At 71.3% G+C, this 16,035-nt stretch carries 15 protein-coding genes; 12 read left to right on the top strand and 3 right to left on the bottom strand.

Annotation, left to right across the window (positions count from 1 at the left end; translation table 11 throughout):
• Positions 1 to 13: 13 nt before the first annotated feature.
• The 7 genes from ENC19_RS18955 (at position 14) to ENC19_RS18925 (ending at position 6,201) form a co-directional block, all read left to right on the top strand.
• Complete coding sequence (locus ENC19_RS18955; protein WP_164448474.1) at positions 14 to 1,402, top strand: efflux RND transporter periplasmic adaptor subunit; 1,389 nt, start codon at positions 14 to 16, stop codon at positions 1,400 to 1,402.
• On the top strand, positions 1,399 to 2,109 hold the full coding sequence (locus tag ENC19_RS18950; RefSeq protein ID WP_164448473.1) for an ABC transporter ATP-binding protein: 711 nt from the start codon (positions 1,399 to 1,401) through the stop codon (positions 2,107 to 2,109). The genes ENC19_RS18955 and ENC19_RS18950 overlap by 4 nt, the downstream gene beginning before the upstream one ends.
• Positions 2,106 to 3,290 carry an ABC transporter permease gene (locus ENC19_RS18945; RefSeq protein WP_164448472.1) on the top strand — a complete coding sequence of 395 codons (1,185 nt, stop codon included), beginning with the start codon at positions 2,106 to 2,108 and terminating at the stop codon, positions 3,288 to 3,290. Before ENC19_RS18950 ends, ENC19_RS18945 begins: the two co-directional genes overlap by 4 nt.
• 225 nt (positions 3,291 to 3,515) lie before the next feature.
• Positions 3,516 to 3,725, top strand: coding sequence for a helix-turn-helix domain-containing protein (locus tag ENC19_RS18940; RefSeq protein ID WP_007465625.1), 210 nt, complete (start codon positions 3,516 to 3,518; stop codon positions 3,723 to 3,725).
• 221 nt (positions 3,726 to 3,946) lie between these two features.
• Complete coding sequence (locus tag ENC19_RS18935) at positions 3,947 to 4,048, top strand: 30S ribosomal protein bS22 (protein ID WP_007465623.1); 102 nt, start codon at positions 3,947 to 3,949, stop codon at positions 4,046 to 4,048.
• 117 nt (positions 4,049 to 4,165) lie between these two features.
• The gene (locus tag ENC19_RS18930) at positions 4,166 to 5,239 is read left to right on the top strand and encodes an NAD-dependent epimerase/dehydratase family protein (RefSeq protein WP_164448471.1); all 1,074 of its coding nucleotides are present in this window, start codon (positions 4,166 to 4,168) and stop codon (positions 5,237 to 5,239) included.
• Positions 5,240 to 5,301: 62 nt separating this feature from the next.
• Positions 5,302 to 6,201, top strand: coding sequence for a lysophospholipid acyltransferase family protein (locus ENC19_RS18925; protein WP_164448665.1), 900 nt, complete (start codon positions 5,302 to 5,304; stop codon positions 6,199 to 6,201).
• Here ENC19_RS18925 and ENC19_RS18920 read toward each other — a convergent pair.
• On the bottom strand, positions 6,143 to 6,775 hold the full coding sequence (locus ENC19_RS18920) for a hypothetical protein (protein ID WP_164448470.1): 633 nt from the start codon (positions 6,773 to 6,775) through the stop codon (positions 6,143 to 6,145). The two genes, ENC19_RS18925 and ENC19_RS18920, sit on opposite strands and share 59 nt — an antisense overlap.
• Positions 6,776 to 7,068: 293 nt before the next feature.
• Here ENC19_RS18920 and ENC19_RS18915 point away from each other — a divergent pair, with 293 nt between their 5' ends.
• Together ENC19_RS18915 and ENC19_RS18910 are read left to right on the top strand one after the other, a co-directional pair.
• A complete protein-coding gene (locus tag ENC19_RS18915) occupies positions 7,069 to 7,503 on the top strand; it encodes a hypothetical protein (protein WP_164448469.1) in 435 nt (144 codons plus the stop codon).
• A gap of 133 nt (positions 7,504 to 7,636) precedes the next feature.
• Positions 7,637 to 10,510, top strand: a complete 2,874-nt coding sequence (locus ENC19_RS18910) for a hypothetical protein (RefSeq protein ID WP_328824303.1) — start codon at positions 7,637 to 7,639, stop codon at positions 10,508 to 10,510.
• A gap of 144 nt (positions 10,511 to 10,654) precedes the next feature.
• Here ENC19_RS18910 and ENC19_RS18905 read toward each other — a convergent pair whose 3' ends face one another.
• Both ENC19_RS18905 and ENC19_RS18900 read right to left on the bottom strand, forming a co-directional pair.
• A complete protein-coding gene (locus ENC19_RS18905; RefSeq protein WP_164448468.1) occupies positions 10,655 to 11,515 on the bottom strand; it encodes a DUF5667 domain-containing protein in 861 nt (286 codons plus the stop codon).
• A 282-nt stretch (positions 11,516 to 11,797) separates the two neighbouring features.
• A complete protein-coding gene (locus tag ENC19_RS18900) occupies positions 11,798 to 12,745 on the bottom strand; it encodes an ECF subfamily RNA polymerase sigma factor, BldN family (RefSeq protein WP_164448467.1) in 948 nt (315 codons plus the stop codon).
• Between the two features lie 539 nt (positions 12,746 to 13,284).
• Between ENC19_RS18900 and ENC19_RS18895 the strand changes: the two genes are divergently transcribed.
• Genes ENC19_RS18895 through ENC19_RS18885 form a run of 3 tightly spaced genes read left to right on the top strand, consistent with a single transcriptional unit; the run spans position 13,285 to position 15,813 of the window.
• On the top strand, positions 13,285 to 14,862 hold the full coding sequence (locus tag ENC19_RS18895) for an AMP-binding protein (protein WP_281602936.1): 1,578 nt from the start codon (positions 13,285 to 13,287) through the stop codon (positions 14,860 to 14,862).
• A complete protein-coding gene (locus tag ENC19_RS18890) occupies positions 14,855 to 15,106 on the top strand; it encodes a glutaredoxin family protein (protein ID WP_093403479.1) in 252 nt (83 codons plus the stop codon). The genes ENC19_RS18895 and ENC19_RS18890 overlap by 8 nt, the downstream gene beginning before the upstream one ends.
• A gap of 38 nt (positions 15,107 to 15,144) precedes the next feature.
• Positions 15,145 to 15,813, top strand: a complete 669-nt coding sequence (locus ENC19_RS18885) for an HAD family hydrolase (RefSeq protein ID WP_164448465.1) — start codon at positions 15,145 to 15,147, stop codon at positions 15,811 to 15,813.
• Positions 15,814 to 16,035 lie beyond the last annotated feature (222 nt).

Raw genomic sequence — 16,035 nt, 5'->3', positions numbered from 1 at the left:
AGCGACTCGTAGCATGTGTCGCGTGCGCCGCTCCGACTCGCCGCGGCTGCCAGCCATGCGGCTCCGTCTGCCCACCGTCCTGCTCGCCGTCACCGTGCTGACCGTCACCACCGCCGCCTCCTGCGGTGGCGACGAACCGTCGATCACCCTCGCCGCCGCGGGCCGAGCGGCCGTGGCGGAGGAGATCGACGCCCCCGCCACCGTCGTCGCGCGTGCGGCGGCCACCCTCACCGCCCCGGCGGACGGCACGCTGGCCCGACTCCGGGTCAAGCCGGGGCAGCAGGTCAAGCGGGGCCAGGTGCTCGCCGTGATCAGCTCACCGTCGGCGCGGGAACGGCTCCGCCAGGCGCGTGACGCGTTGAACGCCGCGAAGCGCGCCGGTGGTGGCGGTGGCGGCGGTGACCTCGTCGGTTCCCTGCGCGGCACCGACCGGGCCGCCGAGCAGACCCACGCCGCCGCCCGCGCCGCCGCGGCGAGGATCGACGACCCGGAGCTGCGTAAGGCGCTGCTCACCCAGGTCGAGGCGGCACAGCGGCGGTACGACGCGGCGGCCCGGGCCGCCGACCGGGCGGTACGGGAGGTGCAGCGCGGCGTGCGCAACCTGAACTCCGCCGTCAGCGCGCTCGCCACCGCCCAGCGACTCCAGGCTCAGCAGGCGTACGACCTGGCCAAGGCGACCGTCGACGCGTTGACCCTGCGCGCCCCGATCGCCGGGGTGGTGCAACCGGGCGGCGTCAGCAGCGGCGGCGGCTCGGCGGGGGCGCTCGCCGGGTTGCTGGAGTCCGGTGGGATGCCGGCGGGCGTCGGTGCGGAGGCCCTCGGCGCGCCGGCCGGCCCGCCGCCCGGGGTGGACACCGCGATACCGGTGGGTGGTCGGGTCACCGCCGGCACCGCGGTGCTGACCGTGGTCGACACCCGCGACCTGGGTCTGCTCGCCGAGGTCGACGAGACGGACGTGCTGCTGGTCCGGCCCGGGCTGACCGGCACCGTCGAACTGGACGCCGTCACCGGTGCCAGCTACCCGGCGACGGTCCGCTCGATCGACGTGCTGCCCAGCACCTCCGCCCGGGGCGGGGTGAGTTACCGGGTACGACTCGCGCTCGGCGCGGGCAGCTTCGGTGAGGCCGAGCCGGCGCCCACCCCGCGCCCCGGAATGAACGCGGTGCTGCGACTGCGGGTCCGGGAGGAGGCGGACGCGGTGACCGTGCCCGCGTCGGCGCTCTTCTCGGTCGACGGCAGGGACACCGTCTGGCTGGTCCGCGACGGCCGTGCCGACCAGGCGGTGGTCACCGTCGGCGTGCAGGGCCAGGACCTGGTGCAGATCGTCGACGGGGTGCAGGCCGGGGACCGGATCGTCGTCCGGGGTACCGACCAGGTCCGCGAGGGCCAGGAGATCGGGTGAGCCGGGGTCCGGCCATCGAGGCGTTCGACGTGTCCCGGACGTACGAGTTGGACGGGGTCTCGGTGCCCGCCCTGCGGGGTGTGTCGCTGACCGTCGGGGCCGGCGACTACGTCGCGCTGATCGGGCCCTCCGGGTCCGGCAAGTCCACGCTGATGCACCTGCTCGGCGGCCTGGACCGGCCCAGCGGCGGCCGGCTGGTGATCGGTGGCCGGGAGGTGGGCAGCCTGTCCGCTCCGGAGCTGGCCCGGCTGCGCAACGAGACGATCGGCTTCGTGTTCCAGGCGTTCCACCTGCTGCCGCGTACCTCGGCGGTGGACAACGTGGCGCTGCCGCTGGTGTACCGGGGGGTGGGCGCGCGCCAGCGGCGGGAGCGCGCCGCCGCGATGCTCGGCCGGGTCGGCCTGGGGCACCGGCTGCACCACCGGCCCAACCAACTCTCCGGCGGCGAGCAGCAGCGGGTGGCGATCGCCCGGGCCCTGGTCACCGACCCGACCGTGCTGCTGGCCGACGAGCCGACCGGCAACCTGGACAGCACCACCGGCGCGGCCGTGCTGGAACTGCTGGAACGACTCAACGTCGAGTCCGGGGTGGCGCTGGTGATGGTCACCCACGACGCGGAGGTGGCGGCCCGGGCCCGGCGGCGCATCGCGATGCGGGACGGTGTGGTCGTCGCCGACAGCGCGGCGGACGGCGGGGCCGGCACATGAGGCTGGCCGAGGCGTGGCGGGTGGCCTGGGACGCGCTGCGGGCGAACCGGATGCGCAGCGCGCTGACCATGCTCGGGGTGGTCATCGGGGTGGCCTCCGTGGTGCTGCTGGTGGCCATCGGCACCGGCACCAAGCAGCGGGTGGAACAGCAGGTGGAGGGGCTCGGCTCCAATCTGCTGCTGGTGGTTCCGGGACGGCTGGACATGGGCAGCGCGCCGGCGCTGTCCCCACTCACCCTGCAGGACGTGGACGCGGTCGGGCGGGTGGTCGGTGATCCGAACCGGGTGGCCGTGACGGTCGCCTCGGGCGCGACTGTGCGGGCCGGGAACCGGGAGGATTTCACGACCGTCCAGGGGGTGCTGGAGACGACCCCGACGGTCTTCGCCCGGGAACTGGGCCGGGGCCGTTACCTGACCCGTGCCGATGTCGACACCGGCCGGCGGGTGGCGGTGCTCGGCGACGCGGTGGCCCGGTCCCTCTTCCCGGACCGGGAGGCGGTCGGCCAGCAGATCAACGTGGCGGGTGTCCGCTTCCGGGTGATCGGTGTCTTCACCCCGCTCGGGCAGAGCCTCGGGGTCGACCGGGACGACGAGGTGCACGTGCCGGTGACGGCGGCGCAGCGGCTCTACGGCACCCAGCGGGTCGACGCCATCGCGGTGAAGGCGCCGGACCGGGAACGGATCGACGAGTTGGGTGACCGGATCGTGGCCGAACTCAACGGCCGACACCCGGGTACCGAGTTCAGCGCCGTCACCCAGGAGCAGATCCTCGGTGTGCTGGGTGACATCCTCGGCATCCTGACCGGCGTGCTGGCCGCCATCGCGGGCATCTCGCTGCTGGTCGGTGGGGTCGGCGTCTCGAACATCATGCTCGTCTCGGTTCGTGAGCGGACCCGGGAGATCGGGCTCCGCAAGGCGGTCGGGGCCCGACCCCGGGACATCGGTGTGCAGTTCCTGCTGGAGGCGGTGCTGCTGACCTCCGTCGGTGGGCTCACCGGGATGGCCCTCGGGGTGGGCGGCGCGCTGCTGGTGGCCGCGCTCTCACCCATCCCGGCGGCGGTGACCTGGTGGTCGCTGGCCCTGGCCTTCGGCGTCTCGGCGGCGGTCGGCATCGTCTTCGGGGTGGTACCCGCACAGCGGGCCGGTCGGCTCGATCCGGTGGTGGCCCTGCGCGCCGAGTGACCTCCCCGATACCCGCGGCCGAGGTTGATCGTCGCCAGAATCTTGAGGACGCTACCCGACCAGGGGTTTTTCGCCGCCGCACCGGCACGATCCATGATCAGTTGCAGGAAGGGATCGCGCCGGTCACAGCCGTCCCGCTACCGTACTGGTAACACGCGCGTCGCCGGCCGCGCGGGAGGACCCGTGTGGCGGCACGCGCCGGGCATGGGATGGGTCGGGTGAGCCATGGCCGGGTCGCAGTCCGACGGTCGGCTGTCGGAGGTCAAGTTCCTGACCGTCGCCGAGGTGGCAACGGTCATGCGGGTGTCGAAGATGACGGTCTACCGCCTGGTGCACAGCGGCGAGCTGACCGCGGTGCGGGTGGGCAGGTCGTTCCGGGTGCCGGAGCACGCGGTCCACGAGTACCTGCGCGGCGCCTTCCAGGAGACCGCCTGACCCTGGTGCGGCCGGGTCACGTGGGCCCGGTGGAACGGGCATCGAGCGGGGGCGCGTTGGTCCTGCTGACGCAGTTTCGCTACGCTGGACTCCGATCGTGACCGCTGGTGCGCTCCGCCGCCCTTCCCGCCGGTCCGGTCCCTGTCCGCAAGCGGTCGCCGACGCCACGGGTTCGTGGTGTCCTCCCGGTCGCGCCGCACGTTGCATCGAAAGGCTGTCGTATGGGCTCGGTGGTCAAGAAGCGCCGCAAGCGCATGGCTAAGAAGAAGCACCGCAAGCTGCTGCGCAAGACCCGCGTCCAGCGTCGCCGTCTCGGCAAGTGACCGACGCCGGGCCTGGTCCCGGCGTCCGTCCCTTGCCAACTGTCGACCCTCGGAGGCTCAGGTGATCAGGCCGTGGCTGCCCCGGCTCGGTCCCACCTGCCGGGGTGGGTGCGAGACATGACCCCCGGTGGCTCCCAGAGCCCTCCGGGGGTCGTCGTCGTGACCGGGGCCAGTCGCTATCTCGGCGCGCACGTCGCCGCCCGGCTCGCCGCCGACCCGAGGATCGACCGGGTCATCGGCATCGACCAGTCGGAGCCCGGGCCCGAGGTCGACGCACTGCTCGACCAGGTGGAGTGGATCCGGGTCGACGCCGGCTCGGTCGGTGGCCTCCTCGCCGACCTCGACGTGGACACCGTGGTGCACCTGGCCCTGGTCAGCTCCCCTGATCCGCAACACGGTGGCCGGGCGGCGATGAAGGAGCAGAACGTCATCGGCACCATGCAGCTGCTCGCCGCGTGCCAACGGGCACCACGGCTACGCAAGATCGTGGTCCGCTCCTCCACCGCGGCGTACGGCGCCTCGTTCCGCGATCCGGCCGTCTTCACCGAGGAGACCGAGCCGCGTGAGGTGCCGCGGGGCGGCTTCGGCCGCGACATCCTCGACATTGAGGGGTACGTCCGAGGCTTTCGTCGTCGACGCGGTGACGTCACCGCCACCGTGCTGCGCTTCGCACCGTTCATCGGCTCGACGGCGGACACCACGCTCACCCGCTACTTCGCGCAGCCGGTGGTGCCGACCATCTTCGGCCGGGACGCCCGGTTGCAGTTCCTGCACTTCGACGACGCGCTGGAGGTGCTGCACCGGTCGGTCGTCGGTGATCATCCCGGCACCTTCAACGTCGCCGGGCCCGGCGTGCTCGCGCTGTCGCAGGCGATCCGTCGAGCCGGTCGGGTCGCCGTGCCGGTGCTGGAGCCGGGCCTGTCCGGTGCCGTCGCGCTGGCCCGGGTCATGGGCTTCGGTCGCTACGGCCTCGACCAGGTCGACCTCTTCGTGCACGGACGGGTGGTGGACATCTCCCGGCTGGAGCGGGAGTACGCCTTCACGCCCCGCTCGACCGCCGCCGCCTTCGACGATTTCATCCGGGCACATCACGGGCGCGCCGTGGTGACCCGGGACCAACTGGCCGCCGCCGAGCAGCTGGTGCTGGACCAGATCCGACAGGTTCGGGCCGCCGTCCGGGAGCGGTCGTGACCGGGCCCGAGGAACGACACGACGAGGCACGCCTCGACGGCCGGTACGCCGTGCCGGCGCCGGTGGCTCCCGACCCGACGCGACGCAACGGGCACCGTCCGGCCGCTTCCGACCAGGCGGGCGATGTCTGGGACCGCCGGGTCGCCGCCGGGCTGGCCTTCCTGCGCCGCCGGCTGGCGGGCGACTACGAGGTGGACGAGTTCGGCTTCGACCGCGACCTGACCGGAGCGGTCTTCCATCCCCTGCTGCGCCGGCTCTACCGGGACTGGTTCCGTACCGAGGTCACCGGTCTGGAGAACGTACCCACGGACGGGGCAGGGCTGATCGTCGGCAACCACTCCGGCACCGTGGCACTGGACGCGTTGATCCTCTCCACCGCGCTGCACCACGAGCACCCGGACCACCGCTACCTGCGGCTGCTCGGTGCGGATCTGGTCTTCCGGATGCCGGTGGTCTCCGAGATCGCCCGCAAGACCGGCGGCACGATGGCCTGCAACCCGGACGCCGAGCGGCTGATGCGCCACGGCGAGCTGGTGGGCGTCTTCCCGGAGGGCTTCAAGGGCGTCGGCAAGCTGTACGCGCAACGCTACAAGCTGCAACGCTTCGGTCGGGGAGGCTTCGTCTCGGCGGCACTGCGCACCGGCACTCCGATCATCCCGGTGGCCATCGTCGGCGGCGAGGAGATCTATCCGATGCTCGCCGACATCAAACCACTGGCCCGACTGCTCAAGCTGCCGTACTTCCCGGTTACCCCGACCTTCCCCTGGCTCGGGCCGCTGGGCATGGTGCCGTTGCCGAGCAAGTGGCTCATCGAGTTCTGCCCGCCGATCCCGACGGAGCACCTGATGGACTCCGCGGACGATCCGCTTGTCGTGTTCAACCTCGCCGACCAGGTACGGGAGACTATCCAGCAGACCCTGCACCAGTTGCTGGAGCGTCGGCCTGACCCGTTCGGCCCTTAGACCTCAGGTGCAGGGAGAAGCTGCCCCGCACGGCCGTCACCGTCGCGTCGAACCGGGTGAGCGGTAGTTCCTCATAGACGTCGGCCGAATAGTCCTGCTGGGCCAGCCAGGACAGCAGAGCCGCCGGCTCCTCCGACCGTAGGGCGGGAGCGAGACAGGCGTCGACCACAGCCTTGAGGAACCGCTCGTTGATGTCCACTTTGCTGTCAGGGACCAGGCAGAACAGGGTGGCGACCGACTCGCCGTCGCCAGTTGGACTCTTGAGCACGCCGTAGCGGGTGCGGAGGCCGGTGCCGGGCATCGGCGCGGTGGTGTCGTAGCCACGGCTGGAAGCCTTCGGTGGGGTGTCCCAGCGTTTGCGCCATCCGGCTGCGACGGATTCCACAGTGGTGCCCGGGATGGGCGGCAGCGGGGCGGCGGACGGCGGGTCGCTCGCCTCGCCGCTGGGTGCCGGCTCCGGCACCTGCGGCGTATCGCCTGTCGGTGCGACGGGTGTGAGCCCCGCCGGCCCGGCGGTGCCGGCCGGTTCGCGCTCGTCGTTCCACATTGCCCCGCCGAGGCCGGCCGCGACCACGACCAACAGGGTCAGCCCTGCCAGCAGGATCCATCCGCGCCGGCCAAACCGCGGTGACGGGCGCGCTTCAGCTCCGTCCCGGTCCGTCATGCGTGTCCCCCGTCGTCGTGCACCGTGGCCACATCGGACCCCGTGCGACCGGGCCAAGCTAGCACTGCGTCTGAGTGGGGTCAACGTTGTGTCACGGAGTCAAAGCTGTAAGACTTTCGATGTCTTGTCGGTAGTCACCACACGGGGGAAACGTGAGCGACTTTCGCGCGCACTTATCCTATTTGTCCGTTCTTGTCCTTGGGATGTTGTTCCTGCTACCGCCCGCTCCGGCAGCGGCCGCACCCGGTTGTGTCGGAGCGGCGTGTCGCGGCAAGATGGCGGCGGCCCAGGGCTGTCGGGACGGCGCCTTTGCCATCAACGGCTTCACTCTCGTCGATCCGGACGTGACCCAGCCAACGCGCGGCGACCTGTGGTACAGCCCGGCCTGCAAGGCCATGTGGGGTGAGCTGAACGCCCCCGAACTCATCAGCTTCCTTTACGCGCAGCTCTGGACGCAGAGCGAGTACGGCGGCGTCAACGAGGCAGCGGACTTCTTCCAGATGGGCAACGAGGGAAACTACACCACGCCGATGGTCGACTGGCAGCAGTCGGTCAAGTTCTGCGGCAGCCACAAGGGCGTCGACCCGGACATGGACTTTCCCTCCGGCGGCTACAACGCGTGCACTTCGTGGCGCTGACCCGCACCGGCCGTAAGAAGATGACCATCCACAGTGTAATGACGGGGGAATCGTGCGTTCACTGAAGAGGAAACTGCGGCGCCTGATCGCCGCCGCGACCGCTCTGGTCGTGATACCGGCCGCAGGAGTGCAGGTGTCGGCTCCGGCCGGCGCGGCCGAGCCGGAGCGGCAAGCTGCGCCGGCGGCCTTCACCGCACCGGACGAGGCGCTGGGCAAGGCCTGGCGGAAGTCCACCGACGTGCTGGTGACCGGGGCCGGTGACACCGACGGATACCACCTCTACGTGGCCCGGGAGTCCGATGCGTTCGGGTGGTCCACCCTGGCCACTCTGACGTCCAGCTCACTCGCCGTCGGTCCGTGGACGGGTGCCGTCTGCGTCACCGGGTCCGGTCGGTACGCCGTCGCCGTCTTCGCGCCCAAGAAGGCCGCCAACAAGCCGGAGTTGTCCCGCGCGGGTGCCCTCGCGGCGGTGGTGGAGATCGCCACCGGCAAGGCCACCCACGTGGCGACCGGTGTCGAGCTGGCCTACTTCAACCCGGCCTGCGGGCCAGGTGACCGGGCCCTGCTCACCCGATCCGTGGGTGACGACTTCGCGCTCACCACCGAACTGCTCACCGTCGACGCCGCCGAGGGCCGGGTGACCAAGACCCGTCGCGTCGACGGCCAACTCACCACGCCCGCCCCGGCGCCTGACGGCGACTACGGCATCCTCGGCGGTCAGCTGGTGCGCGTCGAGGCCACCGGCAAGACCACCCGACTGGCCCGGCCGCAGGGCCAACCGTTCGCCGTGCAGGCCACCGCCGGCAGCGGCATCGACCTGGTGAGCGTGGACGGTGAGCAGGCGGTCGCCCAGCGGTTCCGGGACGGCCGGCTGACCGTCACCGCGACCGGCCCCCGAGAGCGGCTCCAGCTCTTCGGGCAGCGCGGCGGTCGCAACGCCCTGGTCGGGCAGGTGAGCATGCGCGGCAGCATGCCGGAGCTGAGCGTCCTCCCGGCGGTCAGGCAGGTGCGCGCACTCTCCGCCGAGGGGCATCTCATCGCCGAGGAGGTGGTCACGCAGCAGAGCATGCGCGCGGTCGGCCAGCCGTTGCGGCCCGCGGACCCGGCCGACGCCGGTGACGTACGGGTGGCGGTGCGGGCCACGGTCAGCGGGCAGGGTGCCGTCCACACGCTGGACACCACCCTGGCACCGAAGCTCGACGTCGAACTGGGCGCCGGCATCGCGTCGGGCCGCGCCGCCGCGAGTGCGGCCGACGTCGGCAGCCCGACGTGCGCGATCCCGCGCAACGACCCCCGGGTGCAGCCCCTGCAACCCAGCCCGGACATGGTCGAGTGGGCTGTCAACCAGGCCGTACACGGACGGCTCAACGTCACCCGGCCGGCGAACTACCTGAAGGCCGGCCTGCCCGCGTACCAACCCCAGGGTCTGTTCCCGCTGCGCCAGCTCGTCGGCGGCGGTCGGGTGCCGGCTCAGATCATGCTCGCCGTCCTGGCCCAGGAGACGAACCTGTCCCAGGCGTCGTGGCGGGTCGTACCCGGTGACACCGGCAACCCGTTGATCGCCAGCTACTACGGCAACCATGACAATCTCGACGTCATCGACTACAGCAAGACCGACTGCGGGTACGGCATCGGTCAGGTCACCGACGGGATGCGGGTGGACAGCAACGTGTTCACCGACACGCAGCGCCGGGCGATCGCCGTTGACTACGCGGCAAACCTCGCCGCCGGGCTCAACATCCTGATCGAAAAGTGGAACCAGATGAACACCGAGCTCAACGCGTACAAGAGCTACATGAACAACAACGACCCGACCTGGGTCGAGAACTGGTTCCTCGCCGTCTGGGCGTACAACAGCGGCTACTACCCGTACGACCGTCGCAACACCGACCTCCAGAAGGGCTATTTCGGGATCGGGTGGTTCAACAACCCGGCCAACCCGAGGTACCCGGCCAACCGGGAGCCGTTCCTGCGCGCGACCATGGCCGACGCCGAGCGGCCCAACGACTGGGCGTACCCAGAGCGGATCATGGGCTGGGTGGAGACGCCGCAGATGAAGGGCTTCCCGATCATGACTGAGGCGTACTCGCATCCGGAGTACAGCTCCAACTCGCCCATCTACCCGGACCGCTTCACCAAGGTGCTGTCCATCCCGGACCGCTACGCGTTCTGCTCCGAGGTCAACAGCTGCTCGCCGGCCACCAACGGCTGCCCGGCGGACTCCGAAGCCTGTTGGTGGCACGGCCACGCGACGTCGGGCAACTGCCTGATGGAGGAGTGCGCCCGGGAAAAACTCAGTTACGGGTCCGGCGCCGCCGAGCCGGGAGTGAAGCGCATCTACCCACGCAACTGCGAGACGTTCACCGGCGACAAGAACGGCAACCGCAACCGGAACAAGCGGATGTCGATGGTCTACTCGCTGAACGACACCGGGCAGTACAACCTCGGGTGCGACATCGGCGCGACTGACGGCAAGTTCACCATCCGCCGTGGGTTTCCGGCCGGCGGCGGCACGGCCCCGTACGCCGAGATCGACCTGCACCAGATCGGCGCGGGCTACAAGGGCCACATCTGGTTCACGTATGTCAACAGCAGCAACCCGAAGCGCCGTATCGTCGGCTCCTGGACGCCGAACCTGGATCTGGTACCCGGGGAACGCGCCCGCTACGACATCGTCGCCCACGTGCCCAGCCACGGCGCGGACTACCACAACGCCGAGTACCTGATCACCACGGGCACGATCGGCGAACAGCGAACCTGTGCGCTCGATCTCGCCGAGGAAGCCGGCTGGGCGCTGCCCGGCGGTATCCCGAACCCGAACCCCGCGAACCTCGGCGAGGACAAGTGGGTCTACCTGGGCTCGTACGAGTTGGGTCGGGGAGCGCAGGTGCAACTGAACAATGTCGGGACGGCACACACGCAGAACTTCGACGCGGTCGCGTTCGACACCATCGCGTTCGTGCCGATCGGCAGCAACGCCGGTCACTCCTGCGGCGACGACTACTGACGGCAGCCGGAAAAACCGCTCCGCCGTCTCTCCCGCCTCGGGCATCAGCTCTGGTGTCCGAGGCGGGACCGGTCGGTGGGGTGAGGTCGCCAGGCGAACAGCCGCACCGGTCCGGTGCCTGGCGGGCCATGAGCGCCTGACCGGTCAGGAGCAGGCGGCGGGGATCGGGCCGAGCGTGTCGCTGCTGACGGTGAACTCCCGGCCGCAGCCGATGGCGGCCCGTACGGCGTCAGCCCGCTCGGCGACGGATTCGAGCAGCGCCAGCGACTCGCCGGTGCGCGCCCGGTCGATCCGGGAGCCCCGACCCTCCAGCGCGCTCAGCGAACGCCGCTGGTCGGTGAGGAACGCGTCGACCGCGGCCAGCGCCGCGGGATCCGAGCGCTGCGCGGCCGCCCCGGTGAGCAGGCGTACGCCCTGCCGGGTGTCCGCGTCCATGTCGTCGAGCACCGCCCGGTATCCACCGGGGCTGCCTTTCACCGTGGCCGCCTCGGCCAATCGGGTGCGGGCGAAGTCGAGAAAGAGCTGACCCCGGCTGATGTCGGAGCTGGTGAGCGCGAGCTGCGCCCGTTCGGTGCCACGCTTCATGCCGTACAGCGCGTCACCGGGCACCGCGTCCTCGCTGGCGGCCGAGATGCCGGAAACGGCCACGGCACCGGCGGCGATGCCGATGAGAATCGCACCGCGAGCGCGGGCCCGACGGGCGGTCACCGGGGGCAGCAGCGACCCACGACCGGAAGACGCCTTCTCGGCCGGGCGGGCGGGGGCCGGCGCGCCGACACCCTCCCGAACGGCGGTGGCCAGCAACATCGCCCGCAGGCCGGTGCGGAATTCCGGGTCGACCTCGGCGTCCGGCGCGTTGGCACCGAGCTGCCGGCCGAGCGTGACGAGTGGTGCGAGCTGGTCGTCGTCCCTGGATCGCACGTGATGACGTCGGCCGCCGTTGGCTTCGTCGAGAAGCTGCGCGAAGCGCTCGGCGCGCCGACGGGAGAAGAGGGCGTTGTCCACCGTGGCACCTCCTCTCGCTGGTCACGGCCGGTCGGCCGCGTTCACCGCCAGCGACCGATGACCTCGTGACATCACGGCGGAGGGCCCTCGTCGGCACCGTCGCAGGTCATCCGGAGGCCCCCGAGGGCTCCCGGCCTGTCACCGGTCGCACCCGGAGAAACGCGCCGTGCCGGGGGCGGGTTACGGCCCGGCCGGTGCCGAAATTACGCAAAGTGATCGCTGTCAGGTCTGGGTGCCCAGCAGCCGACCAGGGCGGGCGACCCTCGTGACGGTGCCGGAAGGTCACGGCTGGAAGCCGTCCGGGAGCAGCCGTGCCAGGGCCCGGACCGCCCGGTACTGCAGCGCCTTGATCGCACCCTCGTTCTTGCCCATCGCCCGGGCGGTCTCGGCTACCGAGAAGCCCTGGAGAAAGCGGAGCACGATGCACTCCTGCTGTTCGGGGTTGAGGCGTTTCACCGCACTCAACAGGGCGACGTTCGTGATGTGCTCCACCACCGCCGCCTCCGGGCTGCCCTCCGGGCCTCGATCCTCCCGATCGGCGTCGAGGACGTCGCCGGTGGTGACCTCCAGCCGGTACCGGCCGGACTTGAAGTGGTCGGCGACCAGGTTGCGGGCGATGGTGACCAGCCAGGCACCGAGGTCGCGCCCCTGCCAGGTGAAGCTGCCGATCCGCTTGAGGGCGCGCAGGAAGGTGTCCGAGGTGAGGTCCTCGGCGAGTTGCCGGTTGCCGACCCGGAAGTAGACGAAGCGGAACACCGTGTCCACGTAGCGGTCGTAGATCAGCCCGAACGCCTCGGCCTCGCCGGCCTGGGCGCGTTCGACGAGGGCCCAGACCTCGGTGGCCGGATCGGAGGGATCCGGGCGGCTCGGGAACCCGGTCGAGGTGCCGGTCGTCGCGGGCACCGCGGGAAGGACCGCGGTCTCGGTGGTGGACACCTCGGTGACCGGTGCGTCCCCACTGCGCCGAGCCTGAGCCGGCATCGTCGGGCGGTTCGGGGAGGCGACCCGACCGCCGGCGGGTTTGGCGTTCCCACCGGGCACGGGTGGTCGATGTGGGGGCTCGTTCTGGTGGGGCCGACTGCCCACCCGTCGCGCGGCGCCGTCACCCCGGACGGCGAGATTGGCCGACGCGTCCGGTGCGCCGTGGGCACCGCCGCGTTCGTTGATCGGAGCGCGGGCGGCCGGTCCGGTCAGGCCGACCGGACGCTCGGCGAAGCCGAAGGTGGTCATCGCGCCGCCTCCGTTCCGCCGGTGGCCGCCGGGCCGGCGACGACCGGTCGACCGGTCGGCGCCGCGTCGGGCAGGGGGGCTCCGGGGCGTGCCGACGGGCGGCAGATCCCCTTGAGGTGCTGGTCCAATGCGCTCAACGGCACGGGGGCCTCCTCGGGCTGAGGGGTGTCGACTCACGGCAAATGGGGTGAGCCGACCCGAGTGATGATAGGGCCAACGTCACCCGCGCGTGGCAAGTCCGTTACACAGGGCCGAAGTATTTCCTGACGTGTCGTCGACCCGGCGGACCGGTTGTCCGTCGGGTGTGGTTGACAACAGACGACTCACATGATCCCCATTGGAACCGCTGTTCGTGCAGGTGGCGGGCGGGATCGATGTCGAGTGCCGGAGTCTGGTGGAGACCGGCGACAGCACCGGGCCGGGCACCCGCGGTGCGTCGCCGTCGCACCTGTACCGCACCGTCGGTGACGCGGTCCGGTTCCGTGGACGGGACTCGCGGGCGTGGCCGTGCGGGTCGGGCTGTGCCAGACTCAGCCACCGTGCAGGATCCTGACTCGGTCTCCGGTCCCAACCTCGCCGACCGTCTTCGCCGGGCGGCGGCGCGGTACCCGGGCAAGCCCGCCCTGCATTGGCAGGATCGGACGATCACCTGGTCCGAACTGGACGAGGCGGTGAGCGGTGCGGCCCGGGCACTGGTCGCCGTGCCGGGGGCCGACGCGACCCGGCCCGGGGCGCGGGTCGCCGTGGCGCTGCCGAACGTGCCGGATTTCGTGATCAGCCTGCTCGGCGCGCTGCGCGCCGGGCTGACCGCGGTACCGGTGAACCCCGGCCTGACCGCGCGCGAGTTGCGACACGTCCTGGCCGACTCGGGCGCGTCGGTGTTGATCGGCACCGAGCGGATCCGGGACCTGGCCGGGGAGTTGGACCTGCCCGCGCTGGTCGCGGTGCACACCAGCGCACCGACGGCGGAAGGCGACCGGACGTTTCCGGCCCAACGCGCCGACGACCTTGCGATGCTGCTCTACACCTCGGGCACCTCGGGCTGGCCGAAGGGAGCCATGCTCTCCCACGGTGCGTTGGCGGCCAACCACGAACAGATCGGCCGGATCGACCCGCCGGTGGTCGGCCCGGACGACACCGTGCTGCTGGCCCTGCCGCTGTTCCACGCCTACGGGCTGAACTCCGGGCTGGGTGCGGTGCTCCACCATGGTGCGACCGGGGTACTTGTCGACGACGCGGGCCCCGACGCGGCGCTCGCCGAGATCGCCCGGCACCGGGTGAGCGTCCTGGTGGGCGTACCGTCGATGGTGCAGGCCTGGGCCCGGGCGGGCACCGACACCCTCGCCGAGGCGATGGCCGCGGTGCGGATCGTGGTGTGCGGCGCGGCGCCGCTGGAGCCGGCCGACGCGGCGCGCTTCACCGAGGCCGCCGGGCGTCCGGTACACGTCGGGTACGGCCTGACCGAGACCGCCCCGGTGCTCACCTCGACCCTGGTCGGCGGCGAACCCCGGCCCGGCTCGATCGGCCGTCCCTTGCCCGGCGTGCAGGTGCGGCTGGTCGGTGCGGACGGTACGGAGCTGTGGCGCGACGGAGTCGCCGCGCTCGACGACGATCCGGACGAGATGGACCTCACCGACCCGGCCTCGGGCACCGATCCCGGACAGCTGGTGGTGCGTGGTCCGAACCTGTTCTCCGGTTACTGGCCGGACGGTGCGGGCGGACCGGACGCGGACGGCTGGTGGCCCACCGGCGACGTGGCGTACGCCGACGCCGACGGCGACCTCTTCCTGGTCGACCGGATCGGCGAGCTGATCCTGGTCAACGGCTTCAACGTGTATCCGCACGAGGTGGAGCTGGTGTTGTCGGCCCATCCGGCGGTGGCGGAGTCCGCCGTAGTGGGTGTGCCGCACCCGAGGACCGGGGAGACTGTGCGGGCGTACGTGGTGCCGAGGCCGCAGGCTGCGGTGGCACGTACCGAGCTGATCGCGCACTGCACACGTAACCTGGCCAGATTCAAGTGCCCGACCGAGGTCGAGTTCGTCGACGTGCTGCCGCGCTCGGTGATCGGGAAGGTACGCAAGACCCTGCTCGGTACGACGGAGGAGACCGATGCGTGAACCCCGCCTGACGCTGATCACCCGCCCCGGCTGTCACCTGTGTGAGGACGCCAAGGCGGCGCTCGACCGGGTGGTCGCGGTCACCGGCGACCGGTGGACCGAGCGGGACGTCAGCGGCGACGTGGAGCTGGAACGCGAGTACGGCGACCGGCTGCCGGTGGTGCTGCTCGACGGCAGGGAACACGGCTACTGGCGGGTCGAGGAGGAACGGCTGCTGCGCGACCTGACCACCCCGCAGCTCTGAGGCCGCCGCGCGGGGGTGCGGCCGGATAGGGTGCGGCGATGACCCCTGCGAGCGCTCATCTGGTGTGGGACTGGAACGGCACCCTGCTCAACGACCTCAGCCTCGTGGTGGCCTGCACCAACGCGGTGTTTACCAGCGAGGGCGGGCCGAGCGTCACCCCCGACGAGCACCGGGTGAGGTTCCGCCGACCGATCGCCGACTACTACGCGGAGATCCTCGGCCGAGCGGTGGACGACGACGCCTTCGGTCGGCTGGACAAGATCTTCCACGAGGCGTACCGGGTGGGTCTGACCAGTTGTGAGCTGGCGCACGACGCCGTGGACGCGATGGCGGCCTGGTCAGGCAGCCAGTCCCTGTTGTCGATGTGGTTCCACGACGAGCTGATACCCACCGTCGAGACGTACGGCCTGACCGGCCGGTTCGCCCGGGTCGACGGGCTGCGGGCGCAGATCGGTGGCGACCGCAAGGCGGAGTCGCTGGCGCGGCATCTCGACGCGTTGGGTGTCGACGGCCGGTCGGTGGTGCTGATCGGCGACTCGCTCGACGACGCTGACGCGGCCCGGTCCGTCGGCGCCCGCGCCGTCCTCTACAGCGGCGGCTTCACCGATCGCGCCCGGTTGCTCGCCTCCGGCCACCCCGTCGCCGACTCGCTCACCGAGGCCGTGACCCTCGCCACCAGTTCCACCGACCCACTGCGCCGTTCATGACGTTGTCGCGCGGGAAATCCGGCGTGTCGGGGCGACAACTTCATGATCGGCGAATTGGAAGGGGAGTCGGGGCTACGTGTGATTGGTCAGAGAAGTCGGGATTGAGCGATAATCGCGCGGGCGCCGATGGCGAGGTGATGATCGATCTTGTGGGATGGAGGGGCCGGTGGGGACGCGGGCCGTGCCAGCAAGATCGCGATTTGTGCACGTCTTCACAAGCGC

This window comes from Verrucosispora sioxanthis (assembly GCF_010560025.1).
In the GTDB taxonomy this organism is placed as follows: Bacteria; Actinomycetota; Actinomycetes; order Mycobacteriales; family Micromonosporaceae; genus Micromonospora; species Micromonospora palythoicola.
This window is presented reverse-complemented; position numbering and strand designations above follow the sequence as displayed.